Genomic DNA, 14,778 nt, shown 5'->3' on the forward strand with positions numbered 1-14,778 from the left:
CGCTCTAGCTTAAAAGGGACGTGACGAAAGGAGAAAACCATGACCGACGCACCGAATACGGCGACCCCGGCGCGAAGAGTGTTGCGTGGCCGCCCCTACAGTATCGGCGAATTTGCCAGGAAATACCGCTTGGACGACAAGGAGGCAAAGCGCCTCTACGAGAAGTTCGGCCCATCCGCCACCGAACTCGACCTGTTGATGGCGGCAAAGCAGCGCCCGCCGGGCCTGCCGACCAATCTCGACGCCTGACGGTCCGACATGAAAATCCGAACCGGAAGCTGCCTTTGCGGGGCGGTCGCCTACAGGGTGGACGGTGAGCCGCTTCGCACCGGCCTCTGTCACTGCGCCGATTGCCGCAAATCGAGCGGCTCCGCCTTCACCTTTTTTGCGGTCTGGCCGCGCCAGGCTTTCTCCCATAACGGCGAGATCGCCACCTTCGCCGGCCGCAGCTTCTGCCCCGCCTGCGGCAGCAGGCTTTTCTGCCTTAGGGATGACGAGGCGGAAATCCGTCTGGGCTCGCTTGACAGCCCGCCGACGGATCTTGCGCCTGGCTATGAAGTCTGGATCAAGCGGCGCGAACTGTGGTTGCATCCCTTGCCCGGCGCGGGTCAATTTGCCGAGGATGCGAACTGACGGGCGCTAAAGCGCGTCGCCATCGAGATCAAACGCACCGAAACTTGACTTTCCTTACCAATATTTCATTTCACCCATCCGCAATTCCGTGCCAGTTCGGCGGCAACGCTAATCGCCGGTTCATCTGCGCTATGATTATTTCGCCGCAGAGGCCGCAAGCGGCCACTGACGAATTGAGGACGACATGAACAAAATCGTAAGCGGCAGCGAGACGGGAGCAAAGACAGGCGCAGCGTCCGATCTCGCAACGGTCCTGGCCGCATCGGGACGGCAAGGCAAGCGCAGCCGCTGGCGCGGACGCCTGATTGTCCTGCTGATTCTTATCGCCGCAGCAGCAATCGCCGCTTATTTCTATATGGGCCGCGGGCAAAGCGAAGTGAGTTATGCTACCCAGCCGGCAAAACGCGGCGACCTGACGGTGCTTGTCACCGCCACCGGTTCCGTGCAGCCGACCGAGCAGGTGGATATATCGAGCGAGCTGTCCGGCACGGTCCGCGACGTCAACGTCGATTACAACAGCACGGTTAAGTCAGGCGAAGTGCTCGCCCTCCTCGATACCAACAAGCTCGAGGCCGATGTGAAGAGCTCGCGCGCCAAGCTCAATTCGGCCAAGGCGAACGTCGTCAAGGCCGATGCCGATATGCAATCGGCAAGTACCTCGCTCGAGCGGTTGAAGAGCCTGGTCAGGAGCAACGTCTCCACTCAGCAGAGCCTCGATGACGCCAGCTACAAATATGATTCCGCCGTCGCCGCCAAACAGATCAACGAAGCTGAGGTCCTGGCCTCGGAAGCCGACCTGCAGCTTGCCGAAGTCAATCTCGCCAAGGCGAAGATCATATCGCCGATCGACGGCGTCATCCTCACCCGCTCCGTCAATCCGGGCGCCACGGTCGCAGCCTCGCTTTCGGCGCCGATCCTTTTCACCATCGCCGGCGACCTGAAGAAGATGGAGCTGCAGGTCGATGTCGACGAGGCCGATGTCGGCCAGATCGCCGTCGGTCAGAAGGCGAAGTTCACGGTCGACGCCTATCCAGACCGGACCTTTCCCGCCGAGATCGAGCAGATCCGCTTCGCCTCCGAAGTGGTCAACAATGTCGTGACCTATAAGGCGGTTCTATCCGTCGACAATGCCGATCTGCTGCTGCGCCCCGGCATGACGGCGACGGCCGACGTCACCGTCGAGGCCGTCAAGGACACGCTGATGGTGTCGAACGCTGCGTTGCGCTATGCCCCGGCCCAGGCCGAAAGGCGCGCTCGCGGCATTTTCGGCATCTTCGGCCCGCCGCGCCAGCGCAACAATGCCGGCCCGGCGCTGACGGGCACGCAGCGCCGCGTCTGGGTGCTGCGCAACGGCCGCCCGGTGCCTGTTGTCATCCAGGTCGGTTCATCCGACGGCCAGTTCACCCAGGTCGTCTCCGGCGACATCAAGCAAGACGACGCACTGGTGATCGACGCCACGGCGCGTGCGAACTAGGCGGAGAGACGGATGGCAAGCCCGCCGCTCATCGAATTCAGACAGGTCTCGAAAGTCTATGGCGAGGGCGAGGCGGCGATCCGCGCGCTCGACCACGTCGACCTTGCGATCAACGCCCATGAATTCGTCGCGATCATGGGGCCGTCAGGCTCCGGCAAGTCGACGGCGATGAACATTCTTGGCTGCCTCGACGTGCCGAGCGCCGGCGACTACATCTTCGAGGGCATTCCGACCAGCGGCTTCGACCGCAGCCAGCTGACGCTGCTGCGCCGCCATATGCTGGGCTTCGTCTTCCAGGGCTTCAACCTGCTGTCGCGCACCTCGGCCGTCGAAAATGTCGAGCTGCCGCTGATCTATCGCGGCATGGCGGTGCGCGAGCGGCGCGAACGGGCCCGCGAGGCGCTGGCGCTGGTCGGTCTCACCGGGCGCGAACATCACAAGACACAGGAACTGTCAGGCGGCCAGCAGCAGCGTGTCGCCATCGCCCGCGCCATCGTTACCGAGCCGGCACTGCTGCTCGCCGATGAGCCCACAGGCAATCTCGACACGAAGACCAGCGTCGAAATCATGGATCTGATGACGCGGCTGAACCGCGAGCAGGGCATCACCATCGTTATGGTCACCCACGAGCCCGATATCGCCGCCTATGCGCAGCGGCTGCTGCGTTTCGTCGACGGCAAGCTGGAGACGGAAGTCGAGCATCGGAGGAGGGCGGATCATGTTCTTTGAGACACTGAAGCTGGCGCTGCGGGCCATCAGCCGCAACATGCTGCGCTCGTTCCTGACCGTGCTCGGCGTCGTCATCGGCGTTGCCGCCGTGATCGCGCTGGTGACGATCGGCAACGGCACCACCGCACAGGTCTCGACCGAGCTGTCGCGGCTCGGCACCAACATGCTGTTCGTCCGTCCCGGCCAGTTCGGCCCCGGCCGGGCGAGCTCCGAAGCCAAGCGCTTCAGCGTCAAGGACGTCGCGGCGATCCGCGACCAGATCGGCGGCCTCAGGGCGGTGGCGCCGCTCAACCAGTCGACGGCGACGGTGATTTTCGGCGGCCAGAATCATTCCACCAGCGTGTCGGGCACCACCAACGACTATTTCATCGCGCAGGACTGGAACCTGGCGCTCGGCCGCAATTTCACTCCTGCCGAGGAACGCGGCCAGGCGCGCTGCATCATCGGCGAAACGGTGCGCTCGCAGCTCTTCGGCAGCGCCGACCCCACCGGCCAGCAGATCCGCGTCGGCAAGGTCTCGTGCCCCGTCATCGGCGTGCTTGCCAAGCGCGGCCAGTCCGGCATGGGCAACGACCAGGACGATGTCGTCATCATGCCGGTCAAGGTGTTCCAGCGGCGCATTAGCGGCAACAGCAACGTGCCGCAGATCATCATCTCGGCGCGCGACGGCGCCTCCACGGCCAAGGTGCAGTCCGATGTCGAAAATCTCCTGCGCGAGCGCCGCAAGATCGTGCCCGGCCGCCAGGACGATTTCAACGTCAACGACATGACCCAGATCGCCGCGGCGATGACCGGCACGACGACGTTATTGACCGGCCTGCTCGGCGCAGTCGCCGCGATCAGCCTGCTCGTCGGCGGCATCGGCATCATGAACATCATGCTGGTCTCCGTCACCGAGCGAACCCGCGAGATCGGCATCCGCCTGGCGATCGGCGCGCTCGAAAGCCAGGTGCTCACCCAGTTCCTGGTCGAAGCGGTGGCACTGTCGCTTTTCGGCGGCATCACCGGAACCGTGCTGGGCCTCGGCCTCGGCTTCGGCACCGTGACGCTCCTGAAAGTCCCCTTCGTCTTCAGCCCCCTAATGGTCGCCGTCGCCTTCCTCTTCTCCGCGGCGATCGGCATGATCTTCGGCTATTTCCCGGCGAGAAGGGCCGCGCAGTTGAACCCTATTGAGGCGCTGCGGCACGAGTGAAGGCTTCAGCCGACGGCGCGTTCGAGCGCAGACGTCACCCATTTGTTCAGGCTGACGCCGTCGCGTTGCGCCGCACTTGAAAGCGCCTTGTGCAGGGTCGGATCAGCGCGGACCACGAACTGCCCTGAAAACGGCTTTTCCGGCTGTTCGCCGCGTTCTGCGCAGAGAGCCAGATAATTATCCAGCGAATCGGCGAAGGCCTGTTTCAGCTCCACAGCGGACGTTCCCTGAAAGGTAATGACATCACGCATGTTGACGACTTCGCCATGAAAAATCTCGGCCTCTTCATCGAATTCGATGACGGCCTCATAACCTTTGTAGTGCATAACGTTCATGGTCTTATCTCCGCTTCCTGCAGAAAACGTCTCACCGACCGTACCGCGCCCTTGTCTGTTTCCTTCTGCGGATGCGGCCGATGGAAAACCGCGCGAACGCCATTCAGTGCAACGCGGACGCGCGAGCCGTTGCCTTCGCTGACTTCTCCCCGCAAGCGACGAAAAACGCCTCGATATCGCGCCAGGCGATGCTGGCGCGGACGGGATCGGCGAATATGGCTTCCAGAGTCGTCCGGTGTTTTCCACTAACAGTCGTATAGTATCACTTCCTAGTATCAGTGACAACGGAGGTCGATAGTAGCAAAAGGTGGGAGTACGCCAAAACGGACAGTCAGAACGTCGGTCCCCGACACATGAGCTATGGCAAAACGCATCATGTCTCTCTAGCCTGCCAATCGAACGCAACCGCTATCGGAGGCTAAGCATCATGCCGCTCAACAGGCTGGTGATCTATGCTGGGAATGTCGAGGAAACGGCGCGCTTTTATGAGAAGCACTTCGGTTTCAAGGCGACCAGCTTGCCGGGCGACAGGATTATTGAACTCATCGCTCAGGACGGCGGTGCGAATATCATGCTGCATCAGGCCGCCAAGGGCCAGCGGAGCGGCCAATCCACCGTCAAACTGGTCTTCGACGTGGAGGACGTCGAGACCTTTTGCAGACGATGCGCGGAGAATGGCCTGGAGTTCGGTGCCATCCATAAGGCCGATGGCTATCAGTTCGCCAATGCAAAAGACCCATGTCAAAATTCGATCTCGGTTTCCAGTCGGGCGTTTCGCAAGGGGTGACCGAGGGAAAGTCGCGCGCGCTTTGCCTCTATAGGCGAGGGCGAGTTTGGCGAGAAAGCCAACCGCACTCTCCGTCCTCCTCGGCCTAGCCGACTTGTCTTCGGTTTTTGGCCGTGTCACCATGTGATATATCAGACTTTGCGACGGAGCTCCTTATTGCAGACTTCTCAGAGCCACCTTGCCTATCTCGCGCTGGAGCATCTGATCGTGACGCTGGCGCTGAAGCCTGGCGCGCTTGTCACTGAAAAGCAGCTGATCGATATGGCGGGCCATGGGCGTACGCCGGTGCGCGAGGCGATCCAGAAGCTTGCCTGGCAGGGGCTGATCCTGGTCAAGCCGCGCGTCGGCCTGCAGATCGCCGAGATCGCGGCTGAGGATCATGGCAATGTCATGCAGGTGCGCCGCGAGCTGGAGCCGATCGCGGCAAGCCTTGTTGCTGAACATGCAAGCGACGAGCACCGCGCGCGCCTCATCGATTGCGCCCGCGCGATGGAGGAATGCGCCGTCACCGGCGATCTCGCCGGCTTCTTCGCCGCCGACAAGGCCTTCGACGAAATCCTTGAAGATGCCTGCCCGAACGGCTTCATCACGGCAGCACTCGGTCCGGTGCAGACGCATTCACGTCGCCTCTGGTACTCCAAGGCAAATCCGGAGCGCATGGACCGCGCCATCGCGCTACACGTCGCCGTCATCCGCGCCATCCATCAGGGCAGGCCGGATGAGGCGCGCGCCGCCATGGCGGTACTGATCGATTACCTCAGCCAGACATAGAAACGGCTCCGTTTCCGGAGCCGCCACAGGTCTGATTGTCAGAAATGTTTTAGCCGACGAAAGCGCGCTCGATGACGAATTCGGCGGGCTTGCTGTTGGCGCCTTCATTGAGGCCGGCCTTCTCGAGCAGTTCCTTGGTGTCCTTCAGCATGGCCGAGGAGCCGCAGATCATGCCGCGGTCGATCGCCGGGTCGAGCGGCGGCACGCCGAGATCCGTAAACAGCTTGCCTGACGAGATCAGGTCGGTGATGCGGCCGCGATAGGCGAAGTCCTCGCGCGTGACGGTCGCATAGTGGCGCAGCTTATCGCCGACGACTTCCTTCAGCAGCTCGTCATTCTGGATCTCGTGCACGAGGTCGAAGCCGTATTTCAACTCGGCGACATCGCGTGTCGTGTGGGTGAGGATCACTTCCTCGAACTTCTCATAGGTCTCGGGATCGCGGATCAGGCTGGCGAAAGGCGCAATGCCGGTTCCCGTCGAGAACATGTAGAGACGACGGCCGGGCGTCAGCGCATCGAGCACCAGCGTGCCCGTCGGCTTCTTGCGCATCAGCACCTGGTCGCCCGGCTTGATCGCCTGCAGATGGGAGGTGAGCGGACCGTCCGGCACCTTGATCGAGAAGAATTCAAGCTCTTCGGCCCAGGCGGGGCTGGCGATCGAATAGGCGCGGAACACCGGCTTGCCCTCGACCATCAGGCCGATCATCGCGAATTCGCCGGAACGGAAACGGAAGCCCTGCGGCCGGGTCATCGTGAAGCGGAAGAGCCGGTCGGTATAGTGCGTGACATCGAGCACCGTCTCGGCATAGACGCCGGCGGGGATGGACAAGGCGAAGTCTTCGGTCTTTGCAGGCGCGTTCATTTCGGTAGCGGATCCCGTTTCGTCGGATGAACAGTCGGATGCGAGCGAAATATTACAAATCCGGCCGGAATTAAAGGCATTCCATTCCACGCGACGCTTCTAAAGGGAAATATGCATGTCATTGTCAGGATTCAATGGGGAGCAGGGGCAGGCGGAGAATGTCGTTTTTCCCGCTGGCGAAGGCCGGCAAAGGATGCATATTAGAGCAGCGCGCCGCAAACGGATACGGGTTTTCGACAAAAACGGTGCGACAACAAAGACCTACGGCGTCGAACCCGATTCAGCAACAGGGTCCGGCGATGGTGGCGAAAAAAAGATGCTTGCCGGGGCGAGCGCGATAGGGCGGTCGGGGAATATGAAGATTTTCAACTACAAGCGTGTTCCTTATGCGGAGATGCGCGCCTTTTCCGTCCATATCCTGACGGCCTCCGGCTCCTTCCTTGCCTTTCTCGGCGTCGTTGCCGCCGCCGAGCACCGCTTCATCGACATGTTCTGGTGGCTGGGCCTCGCCCTTCTCGTCGACGGCATAGACGGGCCGATCGCCCGCAAGGTGCGCGTCAAGGAAGTGCTGCCGAATTGGTCGGGCGATACGCTCGACAATATCATCGATTACGTCACCTATGTGCTTCTGCCGGCCTTCGCGCTCTATCAGAGCGGCATGATCGGTGAGCCCTGGTCCTTCGTCGCCGCCGGCATGATCGTCGTCTCCAGCGCCATTTACTATGCCGATATGGGCATGAAGACGGACGAGTATTTCTTCTCCGGCTTCCCCGTCGTCTGGAACATGATCGTCTTCACGCTGTTCGTCATCGATGCCAGCGCCACGACGGCGCTCACCGTTGTCATCGTTTCGGTGGTGCTGACATTCCTGCCGATCAATTTCCTTCACCCGGTCCGGGTCAAAAGGCTGCGCCCGCTCAACCTCGGCGTCTTTTTCCTGTGGTCGGCGCTCGGCATATTTTCGCTGCTGATGCATTTCGACACGCCCGAATGGGCGCTCATTCTCTTCATCGTGACCGGCGCCTATCTTTACGTCATCGGCGCGGTGCTGCAATTCTTCCCCGCCCTTGGACGCGAAGCGTAGGACAGGCAAGATGACCAAGACGCAGGCGGTTTCATTTTCGAGGACGGGCGGGCCGGAGGTTTTTGACTATGTCGAGATCGATCTTCCGCCGCCATCGCCAGGCGAAGTGCAGATCAGACAGGCGGCGGTCGGGCTCAATTTCATCGATGTCTATTTCCGCAACGGCACCTACAAGGCGCCGCATCTGCCCTTTGTCACCGGCAAGGAGGGCGCCGGCACCGTGACATCGGTCGGCCCCGGCGTCGAGGATTTCAAGGTCGGCGACCGTGTCGCCTACGCCAGCGCCGACGGCGCCTATAGCACCGAACGCAATATTGAGACGCGGCATCTGGTGCATGTGCCTGACGGCATAGAACTCGAAACGGCAGCGGCGATGATGCTGAAGGGCATGACCGCCGAATATCTCTTGAACCGCACCTTCAAGGTCGGCCCTGAGACCGTCCTGCTGTTCCACGCCGCAGCCGGCGGCGTCGGGCTGATCGCCGGCCAGTGGGCTAAGGCGCTCGGCGCCACCGTCATCGGCACGGCGGGCTCCGAAGACAAGATCGAGCTGGCGCTCGCCCATGGCTACGACCATGTGATCAACTACAAGAGCGACAGCTTCGTCGATCGTGTCCGCGACATCACCGGCGGCAAGGGGGTGGATGTCGTCTACGATTCGATCGGCCGGGATACTTTTCCACAGTCGCTCGATTGTTTGAAAACGCGCGGCCTTTTTGCCTCCTTCGGCCAATCTTCCGGTCCGATCGAGAATTTCACCCTGGCAATGCTGGCCCAGCGGGGCTCGCTCTTTGCGACACGGCCGACGCTCTTCACCTATATCGCCGCGCGTCAGGAGCTGATCGACAGCGCCAAAGCGCTATTTGATATTGTGCAAAGCAACAAAGTGCGTATCAATATCAATCAAACCTATCCGCTGCGTGAGGTTGGGCAGGCTCACGTCGATCTGGAAACAAGAAAAACAACAGGAACGACGCTGCTGATTCCATGAGATCCGAACGGACCGGTTGGCAGAAGAAATGAGGGGAACGTGTCGCCATTGAATGTGCCGGATTCCGGTGCGTTATTATCGGTCCAGAAGCTGACGAAGTTCTTCGGTGGCTTTGCCGCCTGCAATGAAATCGATCTCGATATAGCGCCGGGCGAAATTCATGCGCTTCTCGGCGAAAATGGTGCAGGCAAATCCACCCTGGTGAAGATGCTGTTCGGCGTTCTCGAGCCGACGCATGGGCATATCCTCTGGCAGGGCCAGCCGGTTGCGATCGCATCGCCAGGGGAGGCCCGCAAGCTCGGCGTCGGCATGGTCTTCCAGCATTTTTCGCTGTTCGAGGCGCTGACGGTTGCCGAAAACATCGCCCTGTCGCTCGATGACGCCATCCCGATCGACAGGATCGCCGAGGAGGCGAGGGCGCTGTCCATCGCCTACGGCCTGCCGCTCGATCCGCATGCCCATGTCGCCGATCTCTCGGTTGGCGAGCGCCAGCGCATCGAGATTGTCCGCGCGCTGCTGCAGAACCCGAAGCTCATCATCCTCGACGAGCCGACTTCGGTGCTGACACCGCAGGAGGCTGACAAGCTGTTCGAGACTCTGTTCAAGCTGCGCGCCGAAGGCCGTTCGGTTCTCTATATCAGCCACCGCCTGGAAGAGGTGCAGCGCATCTGCGATCGCGCCACCGTCCTGCGTCATGGCCGCGTGACCGGCGCCTGCGATCCGAAGCGGGAAACGCCTGCCTCCCTCGCCCGCATGATGGTTGGCAGCGAAGTGGCGACCGTGACGCATCCGGAGCGCAGCGACAGGGGCGAGGTGCAGCTTGCCGTCGCCAGTCTTTCCGTTGCCGCGCGCACCCCTTTCGCCATGCCGCTGCGCGATGTGTCGATGGCGGTCCGCTCCGGCGAAATCCTCGCCATTGCCGGTGTCGCGGGCAACGGCCAAAGCGAACTCTTCGACGCGCTGTCCGGCGAATATCCGGTCGCCTCGGCCGAGGCGATCGTCATCCGCAAGAAACCGGTCGGCAACCAGGGCATTACCGCCCGCCGTCTTCTCGGCGCCGGCTTCGTGCCGGAGGAGCGCCACGGCCACGCCGCCGTCTCCGCCATGAAACTGTCGGACAATCTCGTCCTTGCCCGCAGCCAGTCCGACCGCAAGGCGTTTCTAGGCCTCTTCGGCATCATCCGCCACGCTGCGGTGAAATCCGCAGCCAGGCGCATTTCCGAGGCCATGGATGTCCGCAAGAGTGGCGAGGATCCCGCCGCCGGCTCCCTGTCCGGCGGGAACCTGCAGAAATTCATCGTCGGCCGCGAGCTCGACCGGCAGCCGGCGGTGCTCGTCGTCAACCAGCCGACCTGGGGCGTCGATGCCGGGGCGGCAAGCCGCATCCGCCAGGCGCTCGTCGATCTCGCAAGAAGCGGTTCGGCTGTCGTCGTTATCAGCCAGGATCTCGACGAAATTTTCGAGGTGGCGACAGATATCGCCGTCATCTCCGAAGGCCGCCTTTCCAGACCTTTCCCGGCGGGCGAACTGACGCGTGAAAAGATCGGCCTGCTGATGGGCGGCCTGCACGAGAGCAGCTCTGCTCCGGAGGCGCCCCATGCGCATTGAACTCGAAAAACGCCCCGACGTCTCGAAGCTCTTCGCTTTCGTCTCGCCGCTCTTGGCCCTTGTCCTGACGCTGGTGTTCGGCGCCATCATGTTCGCCATGCTCGGCAAGGACCCGGTCGCCGCACTCTACGCCTTCTTCGTCGAACCGCTGCTCGAGGTCTGGTCGCTGCATGAGCTGGCGATCAAGGCCGCCCCCCTGATCCTGATCGCCGTCGGCCTGGCCGTCTGTTATCGCTCGAATAACTGGAATATCGGCGCCGAAGGCCAGTTCACCATCGGCGCCATCACCGGCTCCTATCTGCCGATCGTCTTCTACGACTGGCATTCGCCGCTGGTGCTGCCGCTGATGCTGATATTGGGTGCGCTCGGCGGTGCGCTCTTCGCCGCCGTTCCGGCGCTGCTGAAGGCGCATTTCAACACCAATGAGATCCTGACATCGCTGATGCTGGTCTATATCGCCCAGCTCTTCCTCGACTGGCTGATTCGCGGCGCCTGGCGCGATCCGAAAGGCTTCAACTTTCCGGTTTCGCGCGATTTCGCGACGGAAGCGGTGCTGCCGGCGATCTGGGAAGAATCGGGCCGCGCCCATTGGGCCTTCATCTTCGCCATCATTGCGGCGGTCGCTGCCTGGTTCATGCTGCGCTACACGCTGAAAGGCTTCCAGATCGTCGTGCTCGGCCAATCCGAACGGGCAGGGCGCTTTGCCGGCTTCTCGTCGAAAAAGATGATCTGGTTCAGCTTTCTCTTCTCGGGCGCTCTTGCCGGCCTTGCCGGAATAGCCGAGGTCTCCGGCTCGATCGGTCACCTGCAGCCGGCCATCTCGCCGGGCTATGGCTTTACCGCCATTATCGTCGCCTTCCTCGGCCGCCTCAATCCGCTCGGTATCATTGCATCGGGCCTGGTGCTGGCGTTGACCTATCTCGGCGGCGAGGCAGCACAGCTTTCGCTCGGCGTTTCCGATAAGGTCACTCGCGTCTTCCAGGGGCTGCTGCTCTTCTTCGTGCTGTCGTGCGATACGCTGATCTATTACAAAATCCGCCTGGTCTGGTCGCGGGTCGGGGGCAAGGCGGCATGAGCATCTTCGAAGCGATTCTGCTGACCGTCATCACCGCCTCCACGCCGCTCGTCATCGCCGCCCTCGGCGAACTGGTGACCGAGCGCTCCGGCGTTCTCAATCTCGGTGTCGAGGGCATGATGATCATGGGCGCGGTCGGTGCCTTTGCCACGGCACAGCTCACCGGCTCGGCCTATATCGGCATTGTCGGCGGCATTGTCAGCGGCGCCCTGTTTTCGCTGCTCTTCGCCTTCCTGACGTTGACGCTCGTCGCCAATCAGGTGGCGACAGGCCTTGCGATGACGATCCTTGGCCTCGGCGCCTCCGGCATGCTCGGCGAGGCCTTCGTCGGAGCGCCCGGCGTCCGTTTGCTGCCGATCGAAATTCCGGTGCTTTCGGCCATTCCCTATGTCGGAACGGTCCTCTTCAAGCAGGATCTGATCTTCTACCTGTCGATCCTGCTCGTTATCGCCGTCAACTGGTTCCTCTTCAAGAGTCGCACCGGCCTGAAGATCCGCGCCATCGGCGACAATCACGCCTCGGCGCATGCGCTCGGCATCGATGTCATCCGCATGCGCTACCTCGCCGTGATGTTCGGCGGCGCCTGCGCCGGCCTTGCCGGCGCGCAGCTGTCGTTGATCTATACGCCGCAATGGACAGAGAACATGTCAAGCGGGCGCGGCTGGATCGCGCTGGCGCTCGTCGTCTTCGCCTCCTGGCGGCCTTGGCGCCTGCTGGCCGGCGGTTATCTCTTTGGGGCGGTAACGATCCTGCAGCTGCACGCCCAGGCCTTCGGCATCGGCATTCCCTCGCAGTTCCTTTCGATGCTGCCCTATGCGGCGACAGTTGTGGTCCTCATCATCATCTCGCATAATCGGCGCACGACGTTGATCAATACGCCGGCCTCGCTCGGCAAAGCCTTCGTGCCGGACCGGTGAACAACAAACAAGACGGATTTCGAAACTTCCAACCAACAGGGATCAATATGAAAAAATTTGCACTTGCTCTCGCAGCGACAGCTGCCCTCGTTTTGAGCATCGGTTCGGCTGCCGAGGCGGCTGACAAGACCAAGGTCTGCTTCGTTTATGTCGGCACCCGCACGGACGGCGGCTGGACGCAGGCCCATGAGAACGGTCGCCTCCAGCTCGAGAAAGAATTCGGCGACAAGATCGAGACGCCCTACCTCGAAAGCGTTCCGGAAGGCCCGGATGCCGAACGCGCCATCGAGCGCATGGCCCGCTCCGGTTGCTCGCTGATTTTCACCACGTCCTTCGGCTTCATGGACCCGACTATTGCCGTCGCCAAGAAGTTCCCGAAAGTGAAGTTCGAGCATGCGACAGGCTTCAAGGCCGCCGACAATGTCGCGACCTACAATTCGCGCTTCTATGAAGGCCGCTACATCAGTGGCATTATCGCCGGCAAGCTCTCGAAAAACGGCACGGCCGGCTATATCGCCTCCTTCCCGATCCCCGAGGTGGTGATGGGCATCAATGCCTTCGAAACCGGCGCCAAGTCGGTCAATCCGAACTTCAAGATGAAGGTTATCTGGGTCAACACCTGGTTCGACCCGGGCAAGGAAGCCGATGCCGCCAAGGCGCTGATCGACCAGGGCGTCGATATCCTCACCCAGCACACCGACACGACGGCTCCCATGCAGGTCGCCGAGCAGCGCGGCGTCAAGGCCTTCGGCCAGGCTTCCGACATGATCAAGGCTGGCCCGAACGTCCAGCTGACCGCGATCATCGACACCTGGGGCAATTATTACGTCAAGCGCGTCAAGGCGCTTCTCGACGGCACCTGGAAGTCGGAGCAGAGCTGGGATGGCCTCAAGGACGGCATCCTGACGATGGCGTCCTACACCAACATGCCCGACGACGTGAAGAAACTCGCCGAGGAGACCGAAGCCAAGATCAAGTCAGGCGAACTGCATCCCTTCACCGGCCCGATCAACAAGCAGGACGGCACGCCCTGGCTGAAGGCCGGAGAGAAGGCCGATGACGGCACCCTGCTCGGCATGAACTTCTATGTCGAAGGTGTCGACGACAAGCTGCCGGGTAAATAGTCCCGTAGCTATCTCGCAGTTGCGAAGAGCGCCCTTCTGGGCGCTCTTTTTTTGCTGCAATGCATCCCAAGATTCCGATTTACAAAAGTAATACTATATGATTTTTTGACCCTGCGCCGCGAGATGCGGCATTGGGAGGAAATCATGAAATTGAAGACTGCACTTTTGAGTGCCACGATTCTGGCTGCCTGCATGTTCGGTTCGGCTTCGGCCGCCGGCCTCACTGTCGGCTTCTCGCAGATCGGCTCGGAATCGGGCTGGCGTGCGGCTGAAACGACCGTCACCAAGGAACAGGCCAAGAAGCGCGGCATCGATCTGAAATTTGCCGATGCGCAGCAGAAGCAGGAAAACCAGATCAAGGCTTTGCGCTCCTTCATTGCTCAGGGCGTCGATGCCATTCTCATTGCTCCGGTCGTCGAAACCGGCTGGGACGACGTTCTCAAGGAAGCCAAGGAAGCCGAAATCCCGGTCATCCTTCTCGACCGTACCATCAAGGCTCCGGATGATCTCTACCTGACGGCGGTGACGTCGGACCTGGTCCATGAAGGCAAGGTCGCAGGCGACTTCCTGGTCAAGACCGTGGGCGACAAGAAGTGCAATGTCGTCGAGCTTCAGGGCACCACCGGTTCGTCGCCGGCCATCGCCCGCAAGAAGGGCTTCGAAGAAGCTCTTGCCGGCCACGACAACCTCAAGATCGTTCGCAGCCAGACCGGTGACTTCACCCGCACCAAGGGCAAGGAAGTCATGGAAAGCTTCCTGAAGGCCGAGAATGGTGGCAAGGATATCTGCGCGCTCTACGCCCACAACGACGACATGGCCGTCGGCGCTATCCAGGCAATCAAGGAAGCCGGCCTGAAGCCCGGCAAGGATATCCTCGTCGTCTCCATCGATGCCGTTCCGGATATCTTCAAGGCGATGTCCGAAGGCGAAGCCAATGCCACGGTCGAGCTGACGCCGAATATGGCTGGTCCGGCCTTCGATGCGCTCGAAGCCTATCTGAAGGACAAGAAGGCTCCGGCGAAGTGGATCCAGACCGAGTCGAAGCTCTACACGCCTGCCGACGAGCCGATGAAGGTCTACGAAGAGAAGAAGGGTCAGGGCTACTGATCTGATGTGACACCGCTGCATAATTCCGCAATCGAAGTCGATTTCAGAATAAGATTATGCAGCAATAAAAGCGCTACAGCGTCCTGCGT

Annotated in this window: 17 protein-coding genes; 14 read left to right on the top strand and 3 right to left on the bottom strand. The window is 61.4% G+C overall.

The features are described from left to right. Positions 1 to 39 precede the first annotated feature (39 nt). The 5 genes from GFM02_RS15345 to GFM02_RS15365 all read left to right on the top strand — a co-directional run bounded on the left by GFM02_RS15345 (position 40) and on the right by GFM02_RS15365 (position 4,028). Positions 40 to 249, top strand: a complete 210-nt coding sequence (locus tag GFM02_RS15345; RefSeq protein ID WP_131642634.1) for a hypothetical protein — start codon at positions 40 to 42, stop codon at positions 247 to 249. Positions 250 to 258: 9 nt separating this feature from the next. Next, on the top strand, positions 259 to 633 hold the full coding sequence (locus tag GFM02_RS15350) for a GFA family protein (RefSeq protein WP_168322073.1): 375 nt from the start codon (positions 259 to 261) through the stop codon (positions 631 to 633). 184 nt (positions 634 to 817) lie between these two features. Next, positions 818 to 2,107, top strand: a complete 1,290-nt coding sequence (locus tag GFM02_RS15355; protein ID WP_168271868.1) for an efflux RND transporter periplasmic adaptor subunit — start codon at positions 818 to 820, stop codon at positions 2,105 to 2,107. Positions 2,108 to 2,119: 12 nt separating this feature from the next. After that, positions 2,120 to 2,836: an ABC transporter ATP-binding protein gene (locus GFM02_RS15360; RefSeq protein ID WP_025394513.1), complete on the top strand. Its 717-nt coding sequence runs from the start codon at positions 2,120 to 2,122 to the stop codon at positions 2,834 to 2,836. Then, positions 2,826 to 4,028: an ABC transporter permease gene (locus GFM02_RS15365; RefSeq protein ID WP_168271867.1), complete on the top strand. Its 1,203-nt coding sequence runs from the start codon at positions 2,826 to 2,828 to the stop codon at positions 4,026 to 4,028. The genes GFM02_RS15360 and GFM02_RS15365 overlap by 11 nt, the downstream gene beginning before the upstream one ends. A 5-nt stretch (positions 4,029 to 4,033) precedes the next feature. Here the strand turns inward: GFM02_RS15365 and GFM02_RS15370 are convergent, their stop codons facing one another. Further along, a complete protein-coding gene (locus GFM02_RS15370) occupies positions 4,034 to 4,363 on the bottom strand; it encodes a type II toxin-antitoxin system HicB family antitoxin (protein ID WP_205930323.1) in 330 nt (109 codons plus the stop codon). Continuing rightward, positions 4,360 to 4,518, bottom strand: a complete 159-nt coding sequence (locus GFM02_RS15375; protein WP_315855755.1) for a type II toxin-antitoxin system HicA family toxin — start codon at positions 4,516 to 4,518, stop codon at positions 4,360 to 4,362. Before GFM02_RS15375 ends, GFM02_RS15370 begins: the two co-directional genes overlap by 4 nt. Positions 4,519 to 4,790: 272 nt before the next feature. Between GFM02_RS15375 and GFM02_RS15380 the strand changes: the two genes are divergently transcribed. Both GFM02_RS15380 and GFM02_RS15385 read left to right on the top strand, forming a co-directional pair. Continuing rightward, positions 4,791 to 5,150, top strand: a complete 360-nt coding sequence (locus tag GFM02_RS15380) for a VOC family protein (RefSeq protein ID WP_168322074.1) — start codon at positions 4,791 to 4,793, stop codon at positions 5,148 to 5,150. Between the two features lie 156 nt (positions 5,151 to 5,306). Then, positions 5,307 to 5,921: a GntR family transcriptional regulator gene (locus GFM02_RS15385; RefSeq protein WP_168271865.1), complete on the top strand. Its 615-nt coding sequence runs from the start codon at positions 5,307 to 5,309 to the stop codon at positions 5,919 to 5,921. 49 nt (positions 5,922 to 5,970) lie between these two features. Here GFM02_RS15385 and GFM02_RS15390 read toward each other — a convergent pair whose 3' ends face one another. Beyond that, entirely contained in the window at positions 5,971 to 6,783 is an 813-nt protein-coding gene (locus GFM02_RS15390) for a ferredoxin--NADP reductase (protein WP_025394516.1), read from the bottom strand. A 355-nt stretch (positions 6,784 to 7,138) separates the two neighbouring features. Here GFM02_RS15390 and pcsA point away from each other — a divergent pair, with 355 nt between their 5' ends. The 7 genes from pcsA to ytfQ all read left to right on the top strand — a co-directional run bounded on the left by pcsA (position 7,139) and on the right by ytfQ (position 14,689). Then, positions 7,139 to 7,867, top strand: coding sequence for a phosphatidylcholine synthase (gene pcsA / locus GFM02_RS15395; protein ID WP_012757415.1), 729 nt, complete (start codon positions 7,139 to 7,141; stop codon positions 7,865 to 7,867). A 10-nt stretch (positions 7,868 to 7,877) separates the two neighbouring features. After that, positions 7,878 to 8,858, top strand: a complete 981-nt coding sequence (locus GFM02_RS15400; protein ID WP_168322075.1) for a quinone oxidoreductase family protein — start codon at positions 7,878 to 7,880, stop codon at positions 8,856 to 8,858. 39 nt (positions 8,859 to 8,897) lie between these two features. Continuing rightward, positions 8,898 to 10,466 (top strand): ATP-binding cassette domain-containing protein, encoded by a 1,569-nt coding sequence (locus tag GFM02_RS15405; RefSeq protein WP_168322076.1) that lies wholly within the window; start codon positions 8,898 to 8,900, stop codon positions 10,464 to 10,466. Then, positions 10,456 to 11,541, top strand: a complete 1,086-nt coding sequence (locus tag GFM02_RS15410; RefSeq protein WP_020049889.1) for an ABC transporter permease — start codon at positions 10,456 to 10,458, stop codon at positions 11,539 to 11,541. Before GFM02_RS15405 ends, GFM02_RS15410 begins: the two co-directional genes overlap by 11 nt. Beyond that, a complete protein-coding gene (locus GFM02_RS15415; protein ID WP_077981025.1) occupies positions 11,538 to 12,458 on the top strand; it encodes an ABC transporter permease in 921 nt (306 codons plus the stop codon). The genes GFM02_RS15410 and GFM02_RS15415 overlap by 4 nt, the downstream gene beginning before the upstream one ends. A 47-nt stretch (positions 12,459 to 12,505) precedes the next feature. After that, positions 12,506 to 13,582 (top strand): BMP family ABC transporter substrate-binding protein, encoded by a 1,077-nt coding sequence (locus GFM02_RS15420; RefSeq protein WP_168271860.1) that lies wholly within the window; start codon positions 12,506 to 12,508, stop codon positions 13,580 to 13,582. A gap of 144 nt (positions 13,583 to 13,726) precedes the next feature. Continuing rightward, positions 13,727 to 14,689: a galactofuranose ABC transporter, galactofuranose-binding protein YtfQ gene (gene ytfQ, locus GFM02_RS15425; RefSeq protein WP_003539585.1), complete on the top strand. Its 963-nt coding sequence runs from the start codon at positions 13,727 to 13,729 to the stop codon at positions 14,687 to 14,689. Positions 14,690 to 14,778 lie beyond the last annotated feature (89 nt).

This window comes from Rhizobium leguminosarum bv. viciae, from assembly GCF_012276115.1.
Lineage (GTDB): Bacteria > Pseudomonadota > Alphaproteobacteria > Rhizobiales > Rhizobiaceae > Rhizobium > Rhizobium leguminosarum_T.